Raw genomic sequence first — 22,181 nt, 5'->3', positions numbered from 1 at the left:
ACAAGCGTGACTGATCCGGGCAAACCAGGGTGGCCGGCAAGCCCCTGCTGGTTCAGGCCGTCAGCGCCGGCGCCCTATCCGCGGCCTGGACCTTGAACACGGCCACCATGCCGGTGAGCCGCTGGGCCTGGTCGCTCAGAGAGACAGCGGCAGCCGTGGATTCCTCGACCAGGGCCGCATTCTGCTGCGTCATCTCATCCAGGTTTGTCACGGCCTGGTTGACCTGGCTGATACCGTCATGCTGCTCCATGGCCGAAGCGCTGATCTCGCCAATCATGTCCGAGACCTTGCCGACGCTACTGACGATTTCTTCCATCACGCGGCCCGCCTGGGAGACCTGGTCTGCGCCTTCCTGGGCGGCATCCACGGACGTGGTGATGAGCGCTTTGATCTCCTTGGCGGCCTCGGCACTGCGGTGGGCCAGGGCGCGCACCTCGCCGGCGACCACGGCAAAGCCTCGGCCTTGCTCGCCGGCACGGGCGGCTTCGACAGCTGCATTCAGGGCCAGGATATTGGTCTGGAAGGCGATGGAGTCGATCACGCCGATGATGTCGGAGATGCGGTGTGCGCTGTCGCTGATGCGCCCCATGCTGCTGACCACGGACTGCACCACATGGCCGCCGCGCTGAGCCACCTGTGCGGCATTGCCTGCCAGGTGGTTGGCCTGGCGGGCGGTGTCCGAGGCCTGGGCGACGGTGGCGGTCAGCTGCTCCATGCTGGCCGCGGTTTCCTCTAGATTGGCGGCGGTCTGCTCGGTGCGTGCAGACAGGTCGTGGTTGCCGGTAGCGATTTCGGCCGAGGCGGTGCTGATGGAGTGCACGCTGGTGCGTACATCGGCCACCAGGCTGCGCAGCTGGGCCGCCATGGTCGAGACGGAGCTCAGCAGGCGGCCGAACTCGTCATGGCGGTCGTTGCCGGCAGTTACCGTGAGATCGCCCTGTGCAATGGCCTGGGTCAGCTCCACGGCTTCATTCAGAGGCTGGGTGATGGAGCGGGTGAGGGCCAGCGCCAGGCCCAGAGCGGCGGTCAGCACCAGAGCCTGCACCACCCAGGACAGCCAGATCGCTTTTTGCTGGTCTTGCTGCAGCTGAAGGCTGGCAGCGTCGCGCTGCTGCTCCTGCAGCTTCACAAAGTCCTGCAGCGAATCGACATAACGGCCGATGGCGCCCAGATACTGCAGGCGGATGAAGTCGCGCATGGCTTCGATATCGCCGCTCAGCTTGATCTCCCGCGCCTGCTTGTTCAGCGCCAGAACTTCGGCGCGCACGGCTGCGATCTTTTGCAGGGCAGCCTTGTCGGCATCGCTTTGAGCCAGTTTGATGACCTGTGCCTGCAGCGCCCCATTGACGGCCACGCCTTCGCTGACGCGCTCGTCCATGCGCTGGGTCAGCGCTTCGTCGGAGGTCATATTGCTGGTGAGCACGCGCTCGCCCGTGGTCTCGGTGGCACCTTTCCACTGAAGGGCGAGATTGATGCGATTGTCATAGTCGGTCAGGGTCTGCATGCCGGCCTGCAGGGCCTGGGTGGATGAGTGCTGGTTCCATAGCGAGACGGCCAGCATCATGGCCAGAAGCCCGCCCAAAGTGCACCACAGCTTGGTGGATACACGCCATTGATTGAATTGCATTGGCTGAAAATTTGCAAAAGCACTGCCCGACCGGAGCGAACTGGTGGTCTGCGGCAAGACCGGGCAGCGTGGTTAGCGTAGAGGAAAGAGGCGGCTGTGCCTGCAGGCAACAGCACATGTCCAAGAGACTGGTGGCAGGCACCAGGAGCCGGATTTATTATGTATCGACATAATGCGTGCCGCCTTGAGCGCTTTCTGTGCGGCGGCCACAAAAAAGGCCTGCGGAAGCAGGCCCTTGGAGCGAGAGAGTGGGCTGGAATCAGCGCTTCTTGTTGCCCAGAATGCCGCCCAGCACGCCACGCAGAATCTCCTTGCCCAGGCTGTTGCCCACGGTGCGTACCGTGGATTTGGCCATGGTCTGCACCAGACCGTCGTGCTGGCCGCCGCGCGGGCCGGTGCGACCGAACAGCAGCTCCTTGAGTCCGTCCATCATGGAGTCCGTGGCGCTGCCTGGCGGGGGCGTTCCGGCCGCTGTGGCAGCGGCAGGGGCATCGCCGGGCTTGGCGGGCGTGGCGCTCGCAGTGCGGTCGCGCAATATCTCGAAGGCCGATTCACGGTCCACGGCTTTCTCATAGACGCCGGCGACCAGGGAACCGGCGATCAGCGCCCTGCGCTGTTCGGCCGTGATGGGGCCGAGCTGGCTGCCGGGCGGAATCACGAACACACGCTCGGTCACGCTGGGGCGGCCTTTTTCGTCGAGGAAGCTGATCAGGGCCTCACCCACGGCCAGCTCGGTGATGGCGGCGGCAATGTCCAGGCCCGGGTTGGGGCGCATGGTGGAGGCGGCCGAGGCCACGGCTTTCTGGTCGCGCGGGGTGAAGGCGCGCAGGGCGTGCTGCACGCGGTTGCCCAGCTGGCCGAGCACGCTGTCGGGAACGTCCAGTGGGTTCTGGGTGACGAAGTACACGCCCACGCCCTTGGAGCGCACCAGGCGCACGACCAGCTCGATGCGCTCGATCAGCACCTTGGGCGCATCGTTGAACAGCAGGTGGGCCTCGTCAAAGAAAAACACCAGCTTGGGCTTCTCGGGGTCGCCGATTTCCGGCAGTTGCTCGAACAGCTCGGACAGAAGCCAGAGCAAAAAGGTCGAGTACAGGCGCGGCGCATTCATCAGCTTGTCGGCTGCCAGCACGTTGATCACGCCCATGCCGTTGGCATCGGTCTGCATCAGATCGTTGATGTCGAGCATGGGCTCGCCAAAGAACTTGTCGCCGCCCTGGCTTTCAATGGTCAGCAGGCCGCGCTGTATGGCTCCCACGCTGGCCGAGCTGATGTTGCCGTACTGGGTGGTGAACTGCTTGGCGTTGTCGCCCACAAAGTTCAGCATGGCACGCAGATCCTTGAGATCCAGCAGCAGCATGCCGTTGTCGTCCGCAATCTTGAACACCAGGTTGAGCACGCCCATCTGGGTCTCGTTCAGATTCAGCATGCGGCCGATGAGCAGCGGGCCCATGTCCGAGATGGTGGCGCGCACCGGGTGGCCCTGCTCGCCGAACACATCCCATAGCGTGGCTGGGCAGGCCAGGGGTTGGGGCAGAGCCAGGCCGCGATCCTTGAGCGAGGCCGCCAGCTTGCCTTCGATCTTGCCGGCCTGGCTGATGCCGCTCAGGTCTCCTTTGACGTCGGCCATGAAAACCGGCACGCCGATCTGCGAGAAACTTTCGGCCAGTTTCTGCAGTGTGACAGTCTTGCCGGTGCCGGTGGCACCTGTGATCAGGCCATGCCGATTGGCCAGTCCGGGCAGCAGGGCACATTCTGTGGCAGAGTGCTGGGCAATCAAAAGGGGTGAAGCCATTTCGGGTTTCCTCTGGGGGGGCATGCAGTCAAAAGTAAAATCGCTCCCGCTAGGTTAAATCAAATATCAAAGGATTCCCTGTGGCAGGACACAGCAAATGGGCCAACATCCAGCACCGCAAGGGTCGCCAGGATGAAAAACGTGGCCGCATCTGGACGCGCATCATTCGTGAAATCATGGTTGCCGCCCGCCAAGGCGGCGGCGATCTGAGTGCCAACCCGCGTCTGCGCCTGGCGGTGGACAAGGCCAAGGCCGCCAATATGCCGGCCGACAATATCAAGCGCAATATCGACAAGGCCACGGGCAACCTCGACGGCGTGACCTACGAGGAAATCCGTTACGAAGGCTATGGCATCGGCGGCGCCGCCATCATTGTGGACACAATGACGGACAATCGCGTACGTACGGTGGCCGATGTTCGCCATGCATTCAGCAAGTACGGTGGCAATATGGGCACCGAAGGCTCGGTGGCCTTCCAGTTCAAGCATGTGGGTCAGATCATGTTCGCCCCCGGCACGGACGAAGAAAAAGTCATGGAGATCGCGTTGGAGGCCGGTGCCGATGATGTGATCACCGATGACGAAGGTGGCATCGAGGTGCTGACTGCCCCCGGCGACTTTGAGGCCGTGCGTGACGCACTTCAGGCCGCCGGCTTTACCGCCGACATGGCCGAGGTGACCATGCGCCCCGAAAATACAATCGCTCTCGAAGGCGATGATGCAGCTCGTATGCAGAAGCTGCTGGACATGATTGAAGACTTGGATGACGTTCAGGACGTCTACCACAACGCAGAACTATGAAAATTCTTGTGATTGGCGGCGGTGGCCGTGAGCACGCTCTGGCGTGGAAGTTGGCCGAATCGCCCAAGGCGACCAAGGTCTATGTGGCTCCCGGTAACGGTGGCACTGCCCTGGCTGGCGGCAAGCTGGAGAACCTCAACATCACCGATGTGAAGGCTCTGCGCGAATGGGCCCAGGCCGAAAAAATTGCCGTGACCGTGGTGGGGCCCGAGGCTCCGCTGGCGGCCGGTGTGGTCGATGAGTTCCGTGCTCACGGACTCAAGGTCTTCGGCCCTACCAAGACTGCAGCCCAGCTGGAGTCTTCCAAGGCCTTTTCCAAGGACTTCATGGCGCGCCACAGCATCCCCACGGCGCAATATGAAACCTTCACCGACGCGGTCGCGGCCCACGCCTATGTGGATCGTCTGGGCGCTCCCATCGTCATCAAGGCCGACGGCCTGGCTGCCGGCAAGGGAGTGGTGGTGGCCATGTCGCTGCAGGAAGCCCATGATGCCGTGGACTTCATGCTGGTGGACAACAAGTACGGTGTTCAGCACAACGAAGGCGGTGCACGCGTCGTGATCGAGGAGTTCCTCGAAGGCGAGGAAGCCAGCTTCATCGTGCTGTGCGACGGCAAGAGCGTGCTGGCGCTGGCGACCAGCCAGGATCACAAGCGCCTCAAGGATGGCGACCAGGGCCCCAATACCGGCGGCATGGGCGCTTATTCGCCTGCGCCCGTGGTGACGGCCGATGTGCATGCCCGCGCCATGCGCGAGATCATCCTGCCCACCATCCGCGGCATGGAAAAAGACGGCGTGCCCTATACGGGCTTCCTGTACGCAGGTCTGATGATCGACAAGGTCGGCCATCTCAAGACGCTGGAATTCAACTGCCGCATGGGCGATCCGGAAACCCAGCCCATCATGATGCGTCTCAAGAGCGATCTGGTGGACGTGATGCTGGCAGCCTGCGAAGGCAAGCTGGATCAGCTGGAGTTGCAGTGGGACCGCCGTACCGCATTGGGCGTAGTCATGGCTGCTGCCGGCTACCCCGAAGACCCGCGCAAGGGCGATGCCATCACCGGTCTGCCCGCCGCAGCCGACGATGCCATGGTCTTCCATGCCGGTACCCAGCTGGGCGATGACGGCCAGCCAGTGACCAGCGGTGGTCGCGTGCTGTGCGTGACCGTGCTGGCCGACAGCGTCAAGCAGGCGCAGCAGAAGGTGTATGACGTGGCACGTGGCATCCATTTCGATGGAGCCCAGTATCGCCGCGACATTGGCTTCCGTGCCGTCAAGAAGGCCGACTGATGAACCAGACATCCTCATCTTCTGTGGCTGATCAGCTGCCTGCGGCCGAGGTGCGTGAGTACCTGGTGGGTCTGCAGACCCGCATCACCGAGGCGCTGGAAGCGATCGAAGGCGAGGGTGGTGCGCGTTTTCTGGCAGACGCCTGGCACAAGGAGCCGGGCGAAAAGCTGCAAGGCAACGGCGTCACCAGGATCATGGAGGGCGGGCGCGTGTTCGAGCGCGCAGGCTGCGGTTTCTCGCATGTGCGCGGGCCGCAACTGCCGCCTTCGGCCACACAGCACCGGCCCGAGCTGGCGGGTGCGCCGTTTGAGGCCATGGGCGTGTCGCTGGTATTTCACCCGCGCAATCCCCTGGTGCCCACGGTGCACATGAATGTGCGCATGATCTCGGCCGGGCATGAGGGGCAGCCCAAGACCTGCTGGTTTGGTGGTGGCATGGATTTGACGCCGGTCTACGGCTTTGAAGAAGATGCCGTGCATTTCCATCAGGTCTGCCACGATGCGCTGGCGCCATTTGGCGAGCAGCTCTACCCGCGTTTCAAGCAATGGTGCGACGAGTACTTCTTTCTCAAGCATCGCAACGAGCAGCGCGGCATTGGCGGCATCTTCTTCGATGATTTCAGCGAACTGGGTCAGCGGCAGAGCTTTGCCATGCTGCGCTCGGTTGGCGATGCCTTTCTGAAGGCCTATCTGCCCATCGTGGAGCGCCGCCGGAATGCGGAGTACACACCGCAGCAGGTGGATTTCCAGCGCTACCGCCGTGGCCGCTATGTGGAATTCAACCTGGTCTGGGACCGCGGCACGCATTTCGGGCTGCAGTCGGGCGGCCGTACCGAATCCATTTTGCTGTCCATGCCGCCCCATGCGGACTGGAGCTATCAGCGCGAGGATGCACCGGGTACCCCTGAGCGTGATTTGCTGGATAAATTCCTGATTCGCCGCGACTGGCTGTAATCAGTCTGTTTCCTTGCCGGCAGCGCATAAAGCCCTGTCAGCAGGGAAATTTTTAGAAAACTATAATTTCCATAGCTGGATGCGCGCTATCGACTGGCGCGTCAACCTTTTTCAAGGCGTGAAGAGCGCAGGTCTTAGGGGCCTGTACGCAGACGCTAACCCAACCCTGATACGGGTGTGGCGCAGCACACGCTATATTGATCCCATCATTTACTGATTCCATCGCCTGATGACCACCTCCACCAAATCGGATTCCGCAGCCAAGCGCGACGTCACCAAACTCCAGCGAGCCATTGTTGACGGACTCGAAGACGTCAAGGCCCACGACATCCAGGTGTTCAACACCGAAGCACTGTCCCCGCTGTTCGAGCGCGTGATCGTGGCCTCGGGTACTTCCAACCGCCAGACCAAGGCACTTGCCTCCAGCGTGCGCGAAGCCGTCAAGGAAGCAGGGTTTCCCGTGCCCCGTCAGGAAGGTGAGCAAAACGGCGAATGGATCATCGTGGACTGCGGCTCGGTGGTCTGCCACATCATGCAGCCGGCCATCCGCCAGTACTACCGCCTGGAAGAAATCTGGGGCGAGACACCGGTGCGCATGAAGATCGGTGCCGCCAAGCCCAAGCCCGCCGAAGTGGCCGCCAAGAAGCTGGCTGCCAAGCTGGCGGTGGAAAAGGCTGCTGCGGAAAACACCGTGGTCGCGAAAAAGCCTGCCGCCAAGAAGGCTGCGGCCAAGAAGCCCGCCACCAAGACGGCTGCCAGTGCCAAGCCTGTAGCCAAGAAGCCTGCTGCCAAGTCCGCCGCCGCCAAGACGGTCAAGACCGTGGTCGTCAAGCCCAGCACGCCCCGTACTGCCAAGCCGGTTGCGGTCAAACCCGCAGCCAAGCGTGCTCCCCGCGCCAAGGCCTAAATGAAGCTGACCATCGTGGCTGTAGGCCTGCATGTGCCCGACTGGGCGCAGACGGCCTACGACGATTACGCCAAGCGCTTTCCGCCCGAACTCAAGGTCGAACTCAAGGCCGTCAAGACCGAGCCGCGCGGCTCCAAGACGCTGGAGACCCTGTATGCGGCAGAGCGCAAGCGTATCGAAGCCGCCATCCCCAGAGGCACCCGCATCGTGGTGCTCGACGAGCGCGGCACCAATCTGACCACCAAGGCGCTGGCCCAGCGTCTCAAGGGCTGGCAGCTCGAGAGCGATGATGTGGCTCTGGTCATCGGAGGCCCCGACGGGCTGGACCCCGAGTTCAAGGCCTCGGCACACGAGCGCATCCGTCTCTCCGACCTGACCCTGCCGCATGCCATGGTGCGCGTGTTGCTGATCGAGCAGCTCTACCGCGCCTGGTCGGTCAATGCCGGTCACCCCTACCACCGCGAATAAGCGCTTGTGACCGGACTCTGCGTGCAATTTCGCGCAGTGCGTGATACTATGATTTTGATAGCCTTTTGCGCTTTATATATGGGCGCTAGAGGCCATTTTTAATCAAAATCATGGCGCCATTTCTCTATCTTGCATCCCAAAGTCCCCGCCGTCGTCAGCTGCTCGAGCAGCTGGGCGTGGCGCATGAATTGCTGCTGCCCAATGCAGCCGGTGATATCGCCGAGGATGCCGAGGCCATAGAGGCCGAGCTGGCCGGGGAAGACCCCCATGACTATGTGCAGCGCGTGACGGCCGGCAAGCTCGATGCAGCCGTGGCTCGCCATGCGCGGCGCGGTCTGCCGGCAGCGCCCATTCTGTGCTCCGACACCACCGTGGCACTGGGCAAGCAGATTCTCGGAAAGCCCGCCGATGCCGAAGATGCGCGACGCATCCTGCGTCTGCTCTCCGGGGCCGAACATGAGGTGCTGACGGCCGTGGCGCTGCAAAGCGGTGCCATGCGTCTGCAGGCCCTGTCGGTATCGACCGTGCGCTTTGCGCCCATGACCGAGGCCCAGATCGATGCCTATGTGCTCACGGGCGAGCCCATGGGCAAGGCCGGTGCCTATGGCATACAGGGCAGGGCGGCCGCACATATTGCAGAGATCCGTGGCAGCTATTCGTCCATCATGGGCCTGCCCGTTTACGAAACTGCCGAGCTTTTGCGCCAGCTGGGCTGGCCGCTCTGAACCTTTGGCGCAATCGACACTCTGTTCTTGAGGCTTCCCCCGAGGGAAGTTCTGCATGGCAGCTGTCTTGCGCCAGCCATGCGTGCGTCGCACACTGGGCGCAGCAAAAGCCAGGACATATAAAGAAAGAACGACAGTCAATGCAGCAAGATATTCTGATCAACTGGTCGCCGCAGGAAACGCGGGTGGCGATTGTCGAGAATGGTGCCGTGCAGGAGCTGCACATGGAGCGCCCGCTGGAGCGGGGGCTCGTCGGCAACATCTATCTGGGCAAGGTCTCGCGCGTGCTGCCCGGCATGCAGTCCGCCTTCATCGATATCGGCCTCGAGCGTGCGGCCTTTTTGCATGTGGCCGATGTCTGGCAGCGTCAGGAAAACGGCGAAGCCCCGATGTTTGCGCGCAAGGACCAGCCGATGACACCCATCGAAAAGCAGGTGTTCGAGGGGCAGTCCATCATGGTGCAGGTCATCAAGGACCCCATAGGTACCAAGGGTGCGCGCCTGTCGACACAGATCAGCATTGCGGGGCGTCTGCTGGTGTTTCTGCCGCAGGACGACCATATCGGCATCTCCCAGAAAATTCCCCAGAACGAGCGCGACGCCTTGCGGGCCCGTCTGCAGGAGCTGGTCGGCACCAAGGACGGTGGCGGGGGCGGCGGCTTCATTCTGCGCACCAATGGCGAGGAATCCAGCGATGCCGAGCTGGCCGATGACATCCGTTATCTGCGCAAGACCTGGGCGCGCATCAAGGATGCGGCGCAGAAGCTGCCCGTCATGTCGGTGCTGCATCAGGACCTGAACCTGCTGCAGCGAGTGCTGCGGGACCTGGTCGGCGAGAACACCCAGAGCATTCGCATCGATTCGCGCGAGCAGTTTGCGCTGCTCAAGAGCTTTGGCCAGGAATACATGCCGGCGGCAGTACCCAAGCTGGCGCTGTACAAGGGCGAGCGGCCGATTTTCGACCTCTACAACATCGACGAGGAAATCGCGCGTGCACTGGGGCGGCGTGTGGATCTGAAGTCGGGTGGCTATCTGATCGTCGATCAGACCGAGGCCCTGACCACCATCGATGTGAACACGGGCGGCTATGTCGGTGCGCGCAATTTTGACGACACCATCTTCAAGACCAACCTGGAAGCAGCGCACGCCATTGCGCGGCAGTTGCGGCTGCGCAATCTGGGCGGCATCGTCATCGTGGACTTTATCGACATGGTGCGCGAGGAGCATCAGGGCGAGGTGCTCTCCGAATTCCGCCGCCAGCTGGCGCGCGACCGCGTCAAGACCATGGCTGGCGGCTTCTCGCAGCTGGGCCTGGTGGAGATGACGCGCAAGCGTACGCGCGAGTCGCTGGCCCATATGCTGTGCGAGCCCTGTGCGGCCTGCTCCGGCAAGGGCAACGTCAAGACCGCGCGCAGCATCTGCTACGAGGTCCTGCGTGAAATCCTGCGCGAAGCGCGCCAGTTCAATCCGCATGAGTTCCGCGTCGTGGCATCCCCCAAGGTGGTGGAGATGTTCCTCGACGAGGAAAGCCAGCATCTGGCCAGCCTTTCCGACTTCATCGGCAAGCCGATCTCCCTGCAGGCCGAGACTGCGATGGCGCAGGAGCAATATGACATTGTTCTGCTTTGAGTGAGCATGCATTCAGTGTCATTTGATTTGGAAATCATTTTCCAAATTCAGACAATGCTCAAAGGAATTTGTTGCCCAACTTCTCCAAACTGATTTACTTGCATTTGCCATTACCAAATAGCAGGAGTGTGGGAAGTTAGGCGACGCCTACGGATTAAATGGAAATTCCTGCGAATCCAAATGACCACGAGGCCTGACTGAAGGCCTGTACATCCGCGTCATAATCCCGGTGAAAAGCAATGAGGATGGCATGGACAAGAAGCAGCTTAGCGAAGCCGACATTTGTGCGAAATTCATCAGCCCGGCTGTGCTGAATGCTGGTTGGAGCGAGTTGGACCAGATCTACCGTGAGTACACCATTGCTCCAGGGCGTATTGTGGTCAGAGGGCAGAAGGCCCAGCGTAATCTGCAGTCAGTTTTGCGTGCAGATTACTTGCTATGCCATCAGTATGGTCAGCCTTTGGCTGTTATTGAGGCCAAAGATAACTGCCATACCGTCGGCGCGGGCATGCAACAAGCCGCTGAATATGCCGAGCGCATGGGAGTGCCTTTTGCCTTTGCCAGCAACGGCGACGGTTTTGTATTCAGGGATGCCAGCTTGCTTTTCAACGGGCAGTTGTTGACCGACCTCCGAATGGACGAATTCCCATCGCCTGCGCGGCTTTGGGCGCTATTTCAGCAATGGAAAGGCTGGTCAGCTGAACAGACCCGTGTGAATGGCTTCGCCTACCACCAAGGCGACAACGGCCGTGTACCGCGCTATTACCAGTTGCACGCCATCAACCGCACACTAGAGGCGGTAGCTGCAGGGCAAGACCGTGTATTGCTTGTCATGGCCACTGGCACCGGCAAAACTTATACCGCCTTCCAGATCATCTGGCGCCTGCTCAAAAGCGGGGCAAAAAAGCGGGTGTTGTTCCTCGCCGACCGAAACATCCTGGTGGACCAGACCATGGTGGGCGACTTCAAGCCCTTCAAGGGCGGCATGGCCAAGCTCAGTCCCAACGCCAAGGGCATTGAGCGTGTGGATGCCAATGGAGTCACCACAGTGGATGAGCTGGAGCTGGCAGTCACCAAAGGCAAGAAAAGCACAGGTGGCAAGCAAGTCAACAAAGCCTATGAGGTGTATCTGGGCCTGTACCAGGCCGTTACCGGCAAGAGCGGTACGGATGATGTGTACAAACAGTTCAGTGCGGACTTTTTTGACCTCATCATCATTGACGAATGCCACCGTGGCAGCGCCAATGAAGATTCGGCATGGCGCGAGATTCTGGACTACTTCAGCAGTGCTACGCAGGTCGGGCTGACGGCTACGCCCAAAGAAACCGAAGATGCCTCCAACATCCACTACTTTGGCGAGCCCGTCTACACCTACACCCTCAAGGAAGGCATTGAAGACGGCTTCCTGGCCCCGTACAAAGTTGTGCGCGTCGATCTGGATCGTGACACCTTCGGCTGGCGGCCCCCCAAGGGCATGCTGGACGACAACGGACACCCCATTGAAGACCGTATCTACAACGCGGCTGACATGAACCGCAACCTGGTGCTGGGCCTGCGCGACCGCGTGGTGGCGGGCAAAATTACCGAATACCTCAAGGGCACAGACCGCAACGCCAAAACCATTGTCTTCTGCGAAGACGTGGACCACGCCCAGCGCATGACGGCCGCGCTGGCGCAGGCCAACAAAGACATCTGCGCGACCCGCCACAAATACGTGATGCAGATCACTGGCGACAACGAGGTAGGCAAGCGCGAGCTGGACAACTTCATCGACCCTGACAGCCCAGACCCTGTGATTGCCGTCACCAGCAAGCTGATGAGCACTGGTGTGGATGCCCAGACCTGCAAGCTCGTGGTTCTGGATCAGAACATCAAGTCCATGACGCTGTTCAAGCAAATCATTGGGCGTGGCACGCGGTTGAACGAAGAGCATGGCAAGCAGTTCTTCACGATTTTGGATTTCAAGCGTGCCACGGAGCTGTTTGCAGACAAGGACTTTGACGGTGAGCCCGTGCAGATCTACCAGCCTACGGGTGATGACGATGTGGTGCCACCACCACCACCGCCCACGGATGATGAAAGCACCGTGACCGACGGCGACAACTGGTTGCCAGACGCGGATGGCGATGGCCAGGGTGACGGCAGCTCCGTGCCGGCCGGCAACACCAAGGACCCGGCAGGCATCTATGGCGATGGGGCTGGTGGTAGCGCTGGCGCGGCAGGCGGCGCGGACAAGCCCCGCAAATACCAGATAGGCAGCCGCGTCACCGTGGCCATTGCCCGCGAGCGCGTGCAATACCTGGATGCCAACGGCAAGCTGGTCACAGAAAGCCTGCGCGACTTCACCCGCATCAACCTGGCCAAAAAATACGAATCGCTGGACGCCTTCATGCAGGCCTGGAGCAGCGCCGACCGCAAGCAGGCCTTGATCGAGGAGTTGCAGCACCATGGCGTGCTGCTCGATGTGCTGGCCGAAGAGTTGGCACTGGAAAAGGGCGACGGCAGCAGCCTGCAAGGGGCTGACCCGTTCGACGTGCTGCTGCACGTTGCCTATGACCAGCCCATACTCACCCGCAGTGAACGGGCCAAGCGGGCCAGGAAGAAGCTGCACGACGATGGCATCTACGCCAGGTACGGTGAAACCGCCCGCAAGGTGCTGGACGCCTTGATCGACAAGTACGCAGACGAGGGCATTGCTGCCATTGAAAATACCGATGTGCTCAAGGTCCAGCCCTTGAGCCAGATGGGCTCGCCAGTGGAGTTGATCAAGAGCTTTGGCGGCTCCAAGCTCAATTACCAGACTGCCATCGCCCATCTGGGCCAAGCCATCTATCAGCCAGGCCATCCATAAGCCTGCAAAATGTATAGCTGCCCACGCTTTTCTGAAAGGCGTGGGCAGCATTTTTTATTCAGATATCCAGAGTTCGCAGCATGTCCAATCTGTCATCCATCATCAAATCCATCCAAGACACCATGCGCCAGGACAGCGGGGTGGATGGAGATGCCCAGCGGCTGTCCCAATTGACCTGGCTGCTGTTCTTGAAGGTGTTTGATGCCCTGGAAGAAGAGCTGGAGTTGACCCGAGACAACTACCAAAGCCCTATCCCCGAAGCACTGCGCTGGCGCAACTGGGCGGCTGACGAAGAAGGCATGACGGGCGAAGCCTTGCTGGACTTTGTGGACAACCAGCTCATCCCCACGCTCGCCAATCTGCCCGGCAGCATCGAACAAAACCCGCGCGCCTATGTGCTGCGCAGCGTGTTCGATGACACCTACAACTACATGAAAAGCGGCCACCTGCTGCGCCAGGTCATCAACAAGCTGGCCGTCATCGACTTCAACCGCCAGGCCGAGCGCCACCAGTTCAACGACCTGTACGAAAAGCTGCTCAAAGACCTGCAGGCCGCAGGCAATGCGGGCGAGTTCTACACGCCCCGCGCCGTCACCCAGTTCATGACCGATATCGTCAACCCCCAGCTGGGCGAAACCGTCATGGACCCCGCCACTGGCACCGGCGGCTTTCTGGTCTGCGCCATCGAGCATTTGCGCCAGCAAGCCCAGACACCCGAGCAGCAGACCCTGCTGCAAACCGCCGTGCGCGGCGTGGAGAAAAAGCCGCTGCCCCACAGCCTGTGTGTGACCAACCTCATGCTGCACGGCATTGAAGTGCCCAGCCAGATCAGGAATGACAACACCTTGAGCCGCCCGCTGCGCGACTACGGCCGGGCCGACCAGGTGGACGTCATCCTCACCAACCCGCCCTTTGGCGGAACGGAAGAGCCCGGCATTGAAGACGGCTTTCCTGCCGACCTGCGCAGCCGCGAAACGGCCGACCTGTTCATGATTCTCATCATGAAGCTGCTCAAGGACGGTGGTCGTGCCGCCGTGGTGCTGCCCGACGGCTTTTTGTTTGGCGAAGGCAGCAAAAGCCGCATCAAGGAAAAGCTGCTCACCGAGTGCAACTTGCACACCATCGTGCGCCTGCCCAATGGCGTGTTCAATCCCTACACCGGCATCAAGACCAATATCCTGTTCTTCGCCAAGGGCCAGCCTACGCAAGACGTCTGGTACTACGAGCACCCATACCCTGTGGGCGTGAAAAACTACAACAAAACCAAGCCCATCAACATCAAGGAGTTTGATGCAGAAAAAGCCTGGTGGGGCAGCGCCGCAGACGGCTACGCCAGCCGCGAAGGCAGTGAGCAAGCATGGACGGTGAGCATCGACACCCTGCGCGCCGCCAACTGGAACCTGGACCAGAAAAACCCCCATGTGGGCGAGCAAGTCAGCCATGACCCGGACGAACTGCTGGCGCAATACACCCAGTTGCAAGCCGATGCGCAGGCACTGCGCAGCCAGTTGAAAGCCATGCTGGCTCAGTCTTTGGGTGGTAGTGTGGCTACTGTCGGATCTAAGAATTAATAGCTGCTAGCGCTTGATAGATAAGGATTTCAAGGTTAATCCATGCTGAATACCAGTAATGACCAGCGCAAGCTGCTACCAAACTTTGATCAACTATTTGCCACCACGGCCCAGGCCCCCGGCGGCGTGGCCCGCCTGCGCGAGCTGATTTTGACGCTGGCCGTACAAGGCAAGCTGGTGCCGCAGGATGCGAATGATGAACCTGCGAGTGAGTTGCTGAAGAAAATTCGGGCGGAAAAAGACCGGCTGATTGCAATAGGCAAGATTAAAAGGGACAAGCCGCTGGCGGCAATTACAGAACAGGAAAAGCCGTTTGAAATGCCGGTGGGGTGGGAGTGGACACCGCTGGGCGAAGTAATTGATGTCATTCGCGGAATAACATTTCCAGCGAATGAAAAAACAAGAGAGCCTGCAGAAGGAAGAATAGCTTGCCTAAGAACTGCGAACATTCAACAAGAAGTTGAATGGCATGACATGCTTTATGTATCAAACGATTTTATATCTCGTGAAGAACAAGAGCTTAAAGACGCAGATATTGTCATGTCAATGGCAAATAGTAGGGAGCTTGTTGGGAAAGTTGCATTAGTACGAGGAATTCCAACTGGCTTGGCAACTTTTGGCGGTTTTTTATCTGTATTGAGGCCATATTTCTTGGCTCCGGTATATGTAATGAATGTGCTGCGAACCTCTTATGCACGATCAATATTGATTGATAGCGCATCTCAAACAACAAATATTGCAAATATCTCACTGGCGAAATTAAGGCCATTGGCTTTTCCACTTCCCCCTCTAGCCGAACAATCCCGCATCGTCGCTCGTGTCGAAGAACTGATGCGCCTGTGCGATGCGCTGGAGGAAAAAGGCCGGCTGGAACACACCCAGCACCAGCAACTATTGCAAGCCTTGCTGGATAGCCTTACCCAAACCACCAATGCCCATGAGCTGGCGCGCCACTGGCAGCGGCTGGCGCAGCACTTTGACCTGCTCATCGACCGCCCCGAAGCCGTGGACGCGCTGGAGCAAACCATTCTTCAACTCGCGGTGCGCGGCTTGCTGGTGGAACAGGATGCGAGCGATGAGCCTGCGAGTGAACTATTGAAGAAGATTCGGGCTGAGAAGGATCGCTTGATTACCGAGGGGAAAATCAAGAAAGATAAAAAAACTAGCTTGAACGATAAATCGGTAAAGCCATTCCCTTTGCCTAATGGTTGGGTATGGGCAAGCTTTCCTGAGCTTGGTGAGTTTGGTCGTGGTAAGTCAAAGCATCGTCCAAGAAATGACCCACAGCTTTTTGATCCTCCAATATATCCACTGATTCAAACGGGTGAGGTGGCTAGAGCAAAAAGAATTATTAATGAGGTTCACTCAAAATACAGTGATTTCGGCCTAGCGCAAAGTCGTCTTTGGCCTAAAGGGACTTTGTGCATAACAATCGCTGCCAATATTGCAGATGCAGCAATACTTGGGTTTGATGCTTGTTTTCCGGATAGTGTTGTTGGTTTTATCCCATTTTCAGAGAAAGAGACGAATAATTATTACTTGGCATTTATGGAAACGGCAAAAGCAGAAATTAGTGCTTACGCACCTGCAACAGCTCAGAAAAATATCAATTTAGAAATCCTTGAGTCAATACGGATTCCTATTCCCCCCCTCGCCGAACAATCCCGCATCGTCGCCCGTGTCACCGAGCTACGCGCCCTGTGCCAGCGGTTGCGCGACAAGCTCACCCAGGCGCGCCGCACCCAAACCCAGCTGGCGCAGGCATGGGTAGAGCAGGCTGCAGCATAGTCACGACTTACACAAAACGGGTTCAGGCAGGATGACTGCCTCAGGAGCAGGTCGTTGCTGCAATCTTGTTTGCACAAGTCCTGGCAGGTGCGTTGTAGAGATTCAAAAAAATAGCGGCTAGCGCTTTATCCATAAGCGCCAGCCGCTATTTCCATGCATTTCATGATGGGGCAGGGCGTTGCCGCCCCGCCGTCAGGGGCTTGATCAGAACAGATCCATGGGCAATGCCATCACGCTGGCGGCGCCGTTGATCACGGCATCGGCCTGGCCGGGCACGCGGGTCAGGATATGTTCGGCGTAGAACTGTGCCGTGGCCAGCTTGGCCTGCATGAAGGCCGTGTCCTGGCCCTTGGTCAGCAGGTCCTGCGCGGCCAGCACCGAGCGGCCCAGCTGCCAGCCGGCGACCAGATTGCCGGTGAGCATCAGATAGGGGACGCTGCCGGCATAGGCCGCATTGGGGTCGGCCTTGGCCTTGGCCACGATGAAGTCCACCACCTGCACAAAGGCCTGGCGGGCCTGGGCCAGATTCCTGGCAACGGCCTTGGCCGTATCGGTTCCGCTGGCGATGAGGGCTGCCTCGGTCTTCTCGATCTGGGCGGCAATGGCCTTGGCGGTCTGGCCGCCATCACGTGCGGTCTTGCGGCCGACCAGGTCATTGGCCTGGATGGCGGTCGTGCCTTCATAGATGGTCAGGATCTTGGCGTCGCGGTAGTACTGGGCGGCGCCGGTCTCCTCGATGAAGCCCATGCCGCCATGCACCTGCACGCCCAGGCTGGTGACCTCCAGGCTCATCTCGGTGCTGTAGCCCTTGACCAGGGGCACCATGAATTCATAGAAGCTCTGGTTGGCCTGGCGCACTTCGGCATCCGGGTGGTGGTGGGCGGCATCGTAGGCGGCAGCAGCCGTGGTGGCCATGGCGCGGCAGCCCTCGTTGCTGGCACGCATGGTCATCAGCATGCGGCGCACATCGGGGTGGTGGATGATGGTGGCGCTGGCCTTGACCGAGCCGTCGACGGGGCGGCTTTGCACGCGCTCCTTGGCGTAGGCCACGGCGTGCTGGTAGGCCCGCTCGGCCACGGCCAGGCCCTGCAGGCCCACGGCATAGCGCGCGGCGTTCATCATGATGAACATGTATTCGAGACCGCGGTTCTCCTCGCCCACGAGGTAGCCGATGGCTCCCCCGTTGTCGCCAAATTGCAGCACGGCCGTGGGCGAGGCCTTGATGCCCATCTTGTGCTCGATGCTGACGCAGTGCACATCGTTGCGCTTGCCCAGGGAGCCGTCCTGGTTCACGAGGAACTTGGGCACGACAAACAGGCTGATCCCCTTGACGCCTTCGGGGGCGCCGGCCACGCGGGCCAGCACCAGGTGGACGATGTTGTCCGCCATATCGTGCTCGCCATAGGTGATGAAGATCTTGGTGCCGAAGACCTTGTAAGAACCGTCGCCCTGGGGTTCGGCCCTGGTGCGCACCAGGGCCAGGTCGGAGCCGGCCTGGGGCTCGGTCAGGTTCATGGTGCCGGTCCACTCGCCGGTGACCAGCTTTTCCAGGTAGGTGGACTTGAGCGCGTCGCTGCCCGCAGTCAGCAGCGCCTCAATGGCGCCGTCGGTCAGCAGCGGGCACAGCGCAAAGCTCAGGTTGGCGCTGTTGAGCATCTCGATGCAGGCCGCGCCAATGGTCTTGGGCAGGCCCTGGCCGCCAAAGTCGGCAGGATGCTGCAGACCCTGCCAGCCGCCTTCGGCGTACTGCCTGAAGGCATCGGCGAAGCCGGGAGTCGTCGTGACCACACCATCCTTGAAGGAAGAGGGGTTGAGGTCGCCGGGAACATTCAGGGGGGCGACCACGCCTTCGCAAAGCTTGGCGCATTCTTCGAGAACGGCCTGCGCGGTTTCCAGCCCTGCATCTTCAAAGCCGGGAATCTGGGCGACCTGCTCGATCTGGGCCAGGTGCTCCATGTCGAACAGCATGTCTTTGATGGGCGCTTTGTAGGTCATCGTCTCTGTTTCCTTGAATACTGGCCCGGCTGGCTGCCAGACCTGGGTTGTGCCTTGGATTGTTGGGGATGTTGCCTGCCACCGACGGCAGGGGCTTCCCTCGACTTCATGTCCGGTGCCTGACAAGAATGCCAGGCCCTCGCATTGGTTTGACGTTTACGTAAACGGAATGATTCTAGAGGCTGAGACGGGCTTGTCGCAGTCGCAGACGCGCAATATGGTGGCCAACGCTTGCGGCAAGCTTTCAATCAAAGAGAAACTTTGAAGTTAACTTTTTGCGCCTGGTATTTACCCGTGGTGTCGCGTAAAGACAAGAGAGCGGCGTTCCCGGGAAATGTCCTGGAGACGAATTCCCTTAAATTCAACCCAGTCTGAATGGAGGAATACCGGGGATATGGCTTAAGTCATTGATTCGTATTGCTTCTGTTCGAGGTGAGGCCGTGTGCCGTATCACCTTTTGATTGGTATCTGACTGGGAGTTTGTATGGCTAAAGTAATCCGCTATCACGAAGTTGGCGGCCCCGAGGTGTTGCGACAGGAAGAAATTGAAGTCGGCCAACCCGGTCCGGGCCAGGTCCGTCTCAAGCAAGGCGCTGTGGCCTTGAACTTTGCCGATACCTATTTCCGCTCAGGCCTGTATCCCGCTCCTTTGCCCGCGGGTGTGGGCAGCGAGGCTTGCGGCACGATCACGGCCGTGGGCGACGGCGTGACGGATTTCAAGGTCGGCGACCGCGTGACCTATACCGGCGCACTGAACACCATCGGCGCTTACGCCACGGAGCGCCTGATTTCTGCTGCCCCCCTGATCCGTCTGCCTGACAACATCAGCTTTGAAACTGCAGCAGCGATCACCATGCGTGGGCTGACGGCGGCTTACCTTATGCGTCGCATCTGGGACTTCAAGAAGGGCGACACCATTTTGCTGCATGCTGCGGCCGGTGGTGTGGGCCTGCTGGTGTCGCAGTGGGCAAGGCTGGAAGGCCTGAACGTGATCGGCACAGTCTCCAGCGATGCCAAGGCCGAAGTGGCCAAGGCCAACGGCTGCGTTCACACCATCAACTACAGCCATGAAGACGTGGCCAAGCGCGTGCGTGAACTGACGGACGGTGTGGGTGTGAATGCCGTCTTCGACAGCGTGGGCAAGGACACTTTCGAGGGTTCGCTCAACAGCCTGAAGGTGCGCGGGCTGATGGTCTGTCTGGGTACGGCCTCGGGCTCCATTGCGCCATTCAACCCGCAGATTCTGGCCGGCAAAGGCTCGCTCTTCCTGACGCGTCCTGCATCGGCGCATTACATCGCCGACCCTCTGGAGCGTGCAGAACTGGCCAACGAGCTGTTCGCCCATGTGGCCGAAGGCCGCATCAAGGTGGACATCAGCAAGCGCTATGTGCTGGAAGACGCCGTGCAGGCTCACCGCGACCTGGAAGCCCGCAAGATTGTGGGATCGGCCATCTTCACGCTCTGAGATACCGAAGGCAGCAGGGCGATATGAGAAGGGCTGAGCCATTCAGCCCTTTTTGCATCAACCCCGGTGATTGCCCAAAGAAATAAATGCCATGACTCAAAGCTCTGCTGCAACGACATTGCAGGTCGACTTTTCGCTGGACCTGATCTGCCCCTGGTGCTGGATCGGTCTGCGCAATCTGCTGGCCGCCCGCGAAATGTTGCTGACCAGATACCCTGATCAGCCGCTGACCATCCATTGGCATGCAGATGCTCTGCTGCCCCAGATCCCGGAGCATGGAGTGCCTTACCAGGCCTTCTACGAAGCGAGACTGGGCGGTCCCAGGGCCGTGGAGGTTCGCCGTGCCCAGGTGCGCTCGGCGGCCCACGCGGCGGGCCTGCAGATCAATCATGCGCTGATTGAGACCTTCCCCAGCACGCGCCTGGTCTGTGCGTTGGTCAACTACGCCCAGACTCTGCTCGACGGCGAATCCATGATCCGCTTTGTGGAGTCCATCTTTGCCGCCTACTTTGTGCAGGGCCGCGATATAGGCTCGGTCATGGTGCTGCAGCAGCTGGCGCACTCGGCAGCACTGGACTGGAATCCTTCCCGCTTTGATGCGCTGCGCTACCAAAGCGAGGCCGGCCATACCGGCGGCGTACCGCATATGGTGTTCAACCAGCGCCTGCAGGTGACGGGCGCTGTGGCGCCCGCAGAGCTGCTGCGCGCCATGGAGCATGCCCGTGTTGCCGACAGCATCTTCGCCTGATTCCGCATTGCTGGCCGCCGGCGCCGTGCGGGATTTGCCGCCGGGCGGGCGAAAGCTGGTCTTCACGCCTGGTGGCCAGAGCATCTTGCTGCTGAATGTCGAAGGCGAGTTCTATGCCTTGGAGAACAGCTGCCCGCATGCGGGTGCCTCCATGGCCGGCGGCAATTGCGATGCGCATGTGCTGAGCTGCCCCGCGCATGGACTCAAGTTCGATATCCGCAGCGGCAAGTGCACGGCATCGCCGCAGATGACGATCCCTCTCTACGAAGTTCTTGTCAGACAGGGACTGCTCTGGCTCAAGCCGCCTGACAACTGCCGATAAGCCATCGAGCGCTGATGTGCGATGAAAAGGCCTGCGGATTTTCTCTGCGGGCCTTTTTCCATGGTTTCAGGATTGATGTCCTCTGGCAGCAACCGGCAGGCGCCGGTTGCCATGGATGGGGCTCAGAACGTGTGGCGAATGCCGATGTCAAAGCCCGAAGCATTGCCGCCTGCGACTGGAATCGGGCCTTGCAGTGCGCCCGTGGCTACCGGCAGGTTGATGCTGCCGCGGTTGTCTACATAGGCATAGGTGCCGTAGAGTGCGGTGCGCTTGGAGAGGTTGTGCACATAGCCCACGGCGTACTTGTTGGAGCTGCTGCCGCTGTTGTCATTGCGGGTCAGGCGCATGAAGCTCATGGGAATGTTGCCGTTGCCGACCTTCCAGATGGCACCCAGCTGCCAGTAGCGGACATGGTCGGCATTGTCCAGGCCTGCGAGGCGGTTGCCGGTGCGGTGATCGGCAGCCAGAACCATGAGGCGGTGGCCTTCCCAGAGGTAGGAGGCGGCGGCATTGATCTGCCTGTAATCGTCTGCGGCGCGGTTCTTGGTGGTCGTGATGGCGACGGCGGCATCCCAGTTATCGCCTCCATAGCCCAGGCGTGCACCATAGACGCGGCCGTCCTGACGGTTGGGGTCGGCATCGTTTTCGCCGAATGCCGTCATCAACTGATAGAACAGGCCCTTGCAGCTGGAGCTGGAGCAGCCGGGCGAGAGGTAGCCAATGCTGTTCGATGCCCGAAAGCCCGTCACCGTGGTGCCGTGCAGCACATGCAGGCTCATGCCCACGCCCAGGCGGAAAGGGTCGTAGTTGAACATGTTCCAGAAGGCGGGTACATAGTCGCGGCCCAGGCGCACTTCGCCCCATTGCTTGCTCTGCAGATAGACCAGGGCCTTGCGGTTGAAGCTCAGGCCGTTGCTGCTGCCTGCTCCCGAAGGCTGGTTGTTGGTGTTGGAGGCCTGGCCGGTTCCGTTGTCGGTGTTGAGTCCTGCTTCCAGATCAAAGCCGGCGGCCAGGCCGCTGCCGAGGTCTTCGCGACCCTTGAAGCCCAGGCGACTGGCCTGATTGCCGCTGGAGGTCAGCATCTGGCGCGAGCCCGCACCTGCGCCGCGGTAATTGGATACGGCCATATCCACCACGCCATAGACCTGCACGGACGATTGTGCCGAGGCCGCCAGCGGCGCCAGCGTGCATGCGATAGCGCTCAGTGCATTGAAAGCCATTTTTTTTGTAGTCATTCATGTCTCCTTGA

17 protein-coding genes are annotated in these 22,181 nt (G+C 60.3%); 13 read left to right on the top strand and 4 right to left on the bottom strand.

The window, feature by feature from the left end:
• Positions 1 to 52: 52 nt before the first annotated feature.
• Positions 53 to 1,627: a methyl-accepting chemotaxis protein gene (locus F0P97_RS17145; protein WP_182283255.1), complete on the bottom strand. Its 1,575-nt coding sequence runs from the start codon at positions 1,625 to 1,627 to the stop codon at positions 53 to 55.
• Positions 1,628 to 1,886: 259 nt separating this feature from the next.
• A complete protein-coding gene (locus F0P97_RS17140) occupies positions 1,887 to 3,422 on the bottom strand; it encodes a helicase HerA-like C-terminal domain-containing protein (RefSeq protein ID WP_182283254.1) in 1,536 nt (511 codons plus the stop codon).
• 80 nt (positions 3,423 to 3,502) lie between these two features.
• Here F0P97_RS17140 and F0P97_RS17135 point away from each other — a divergent pair, with 80 nt between their 5' ends.
• The 10 genes from F0P97_RS17135 (at position 3,503) to F0P97_RS17090 (ending at position 16,402) form a co-directional block, all read left to right on the top strand.
• On the top strand, positions 3,503 to 4,222 hold the full coding sequence (locus F0P97_RS17135; RefSeq protein ID WP_003053891.1) for a YebC/PmpR family DNA-binding transcriptional regulator: 720 nt from the start codon (positions 3,503 to 3,505) through the stop codon (positions 4,220 to 4,222).
• Positions 4,219 to 5,511 carry a phosphoribosylamine--glycine ligase gene (purD, locus tag F0P97_RS17130; RefSeq protein WP_182283253.1) on the top strand — a complete coding sequence of 431 codons (1,293 nt, stop codon included), beginning with the start codon at positions 4,219 to 4,221 and terminating at the stop codon, positions 5,509 to 5,511. The genes F0P97_RS17135 and purD overlap by 4 nt, the downstream gene beginning before the upstream one ends.
• Entirely contained in the window at positions 5,511 to 6,464 is a 954-nt protein-coding gene (gene hemF, locus F0P97_RS17125; protein WP_182283252.1) for an oxygen-dependent coproporphyrinogen oxidase, read from the top strand. The genes purD and hemF overlap by 1 nt, the downstream gene beginning before the upstream one ends.
• A gap of 229 nt (positions 6,465 to 6,693) precedes the next feature.
• Entirely contained in the window at positions 6,694 to 7,371 is a 678-nt protein-coding gene (rsfS, locus tag F0P97_RS17120; protein ID WP_182283251.1) for a ribosome silencing factor, read from the top strand.
• Entirely contained in the window at positions 7,372 to 7,839 is a 468-nt protein-coding gene (gene rlmH / locus F0P97_RS17115) for a 23S rRNA (pseudouridine(1915)-N(3))-methyltransferase RlmH (RefSeq protein ID WP_003075623.1), read from the top strand. It begins immediately after the preceding gene.
• 110 nt (positions 7,840 to 7,949) lie between these two features.
• Entirely contained in the window at positions 7,950 to 8,564 is a 615-nt protein-coding gene (locus F0P97_RS17110; protein ID WP_182283250.1) for a Maf family protein, read from the top strand.
• A 140-nt stretch (positions 8,565 to 8,704) separates the two neighbouring features.
• Positions 8,705 to 10,192, top strand: coding sequence for a ribonuclease G (rng, locus tag F0P97_RS17105; protein WP_182283249.1), 1,488 nt, complete (start codon positions 8,705 to 8,707; stop codon positions 10,190 to 10,192).
• 250 nt (positions 10,193 to 10,442) lie between these two features.
• Positions 10,443 to 13,043: an EcoAI/FtnUII family type I restriction enzme subunit R gene (hsdR, locus tag F0P97_RS17100; RefSeq protein WP_182283248.1), complete on the top strand. Its 2,601-nt coding sequence runs from the start codon at positions 10,443 to 10,445 to the stop codon at positions 13,041 to 13,043.
• Positions 13,044 to 13,123: 80 nt separating this feature from the next.
• The gene (locus tag F0P97_RS17095) at positions 13,124 to 14,614 is read left to right on the top strand and encodes a type I restriction-modification system subunit M (RefSeq protein WP_182283247.1); all 1,491 of its coding nucleotides are present in this window, start codon (positions 13,124 to 13,126) and stop codon (positions 14,612 to 14,614) included.
• Positions 14,615 to 14,656: 42 nt separating this feature from the next.
• Positions 14,657 to 16,402, top strand: a complete 1,746-nt coding sequence (locus tag F0P97_RS17090; protein WP_182283246.1) for a restriction endonuclease subunit S — start codon at positions 14,657 to 14,659, stop codon at positions 16,400 to 16,402.
• A gap of 204 nt (positions 16,403 to 16,606) precedes the next feature.
• Here F0P97_RS17090 and F0P97_RS17085 read toward each other — a convergent pair whose 3' ends face one another.
• Complete coding sequence (locus tag F0P97_RS17085; protein WP_182283245.1) at positions 16,607 to 18,397, bottom strand: acyl-CoA dehydrogenase; 1,791 nt, start codon at positions 18,395 to 18,397, stop codon at positions 16,607 to 16,609.
• A gap of 484 nt (positions 18,398 to 18,881) precedes the next feature.
• On the opposite strand from F0P97_RS17085, the gene F0P97_RS17080 reads away from it, so the two are divergent.
• The 3 genes from F0P97_RS17080 to F0P97_RS17070 all read left to right on the top strand — a co-directional run bounded on the left by F0P97_RS17080 (position 18,882) and on the right by F0P97_RS17070 (position 20,932).
• On the top strand, positions 18,882 to 19,862 hold the full coding sequence (locus F0P97_RS17080; protein WP_182283244.1) for a quinone oxidoreductase family protein: 981 nt from the start codon (positions 18,882 to 18,884) through the stop codon (positions 19,860 to 19,862).
• 91 nt (positions 19,863 to 19,953) lie between these two features.
• Positions 19,954 to 20,610 (top strand): DsbA family protein, encoded by a 657-nt coding sequence (locus F0P97_RS17075; RefSeq protein ID WP_182283243.1) that lies wholly within the window; start codon positions 19,954 to 19,956, stop codon positions 20,608 to 20,610.
• Positions 20,579 to 20,932 carry a Rieske (2Fe-2S) protein gene (locus tag F0P97_RS17070; protein ID WP_182283242.1) on the top strand — a complete coding sequence of 118 codons (354 nt, stop codon included), beginning with the start codon at positions 20,579 to 20,581 and terminating at the stop codon, positions 20,930 to 20,932. The genes F0P97_RS17075 and F0P97_RS17070 overlap by 32 nt, the downstream gene beginning before the upstream one ends.
• A 122-nt stretch (positions 20,933 to 21,054) precedes the next feature.
• Here F0P97_RS17070 and F0P97_RS17065 read toward each other — a convergent pair whose 3' ends face one another.
• A complete protein-coding gene (locus F0P97_RS17065) occupies positions 21,055 to 22,167 on the bottom strand; it encodes a porin (protein ID WP_232537971.1) in 1,113 nt (370 codons plus the stop codon).
• Between the last annotated feature and the right edge of the window lie 14 nt (positions 22,168 to 22,181).

It is taken from the genome of Comamonas testosteroni (assembly GCF_014076415.1).
GTDB lineage: Bacteria > Pseudomonadota > Gammaproteobacteria > Burkholderiales > Burkholderiaceae_C > Comamonas > Comamonas testosteroni_F.
Note: the sequence above shows the minus strand (reverse complement) of the source record. Positions and strands in the feature narration are given on the sequence as shown.

What these genes read in the sequence shown, in the direction of transcription:
- F0P97_RS17140 (WP_182283254.1), bottom strand. Translation starts at nt 3,422, where the DNA reads ATGGCTTCACCCCTTTTGATTGCCCAGCACTCTGCCACAGAATGTGCC.
- F0P97_RS17070 (WP_182283242.1), top strand. Translation starts at nt 20,579, where the DNA reads ATGCCCGTGTTGCCGACAGCATCTTCGCCTGATTCCGCATTGCTGGCC.
- F0P97_RS17110 (WP_182283250.1), top strand. Translation starts at nt 7,950, where the DNA reads ATGGCGCCATTTCTCTATCTTGCATCCCAAAGTCCCCGCCGTCGTCAG.
- hemF (WP_182283252.1), top strand. Translation starts at nt 5,511, where the DNA reads ATGAACCAGACATCCTCATCTTCTGTGGCTGATCAGCTGCCTGCGGCC.
- F0P97_RS17090 (WP_182283246.1), top strand. Translation starts at nt 14,657, where the DNA reads ATGCTGAATACCAGTAATGACCAGCGCAAGCTGCTACCAAACTTTGAT.
- rng (WP_182283249.1), top strand. Translation starts at nt 8,705, where the DNA reads ATGCAGCAAGATATTCTGATCAACTGGTCGCCGCAGGAAACGCGGGTG.
- purD (WP_182283253.1), top strand. Translation starts at nt 4,219, where the DNA reads ATGAAAATTCTTGTGATTGGCGGCGGTGGCCGTGAGCACGCTCTGGCG.
- rlmH (WP_003075623.1), top strand. Translation starts at nt 7,372, where the DNA reads ATGAAGCTGACCATCGTGGCTGTAGGCCTGCATGTGCCCGACTGGGCG.
- F0P97_RS17145 (WP_182283255.1), bottom strand. Translation starts at nt 1,627, where the DNA reads ATGCAATTCAATCAATGGCGTGTATCCACCAAGCTGTGGTGCACTTTG.
- rsfS (WP_182283251.1), top strand. Translation starts at nt 6,694, where the DNA reads ATGACCACCTCCACCAAATCGGATTCCGCAGCCAAGCGCGACGTCACC.
- F0P97_RS17080 (WP_182283244.1), top strand. Translation starts at nt 18,882, where the DNA reads ATGGCTAAAGTAATCCGCTATCACGAAGTTGGCGGCCCCGAGGTGTTG.
- F0P97_RS17075 (WP_182283243.1), top strand. Translation starts at nt 19,954, where the DNA reads ATGACTCAAAGCTCTGCTGCAACGACATTGCAGGTCGACTTTTCGCTG.
- F0P97_RS17065 (WP_232537971.1), bottom strand. Translation starts at nt 22,167, where the DNA reads ATGACTACAAAAAAAATGGCTTTCAATGCACTGAGCGCTATCGCATGC.
- hsdR (WP_182283248.1), top strand. Translation starts at nt 10,443, where the DNA reads ATGGACAAGAAGCAGCTTAGCGAAGCCGACATTTGTGCGAAATTCATC.
- F0P97_RS17085 (WP_182283245.1), bottom strand. Translation starts at nt 18,397, where the DNA reads ATGACCTACAAAGCGCCCATCAAAGACATGCTGTTCGACATGGAGCAC.
- F0P97_RS17095 (WP_182283247.1), top strand. Translation starts at nt 13,124, where the DNA reads ATGTCCAATCTGTCATCCATCATCAAATCCATCCAAGACACCATGCGC.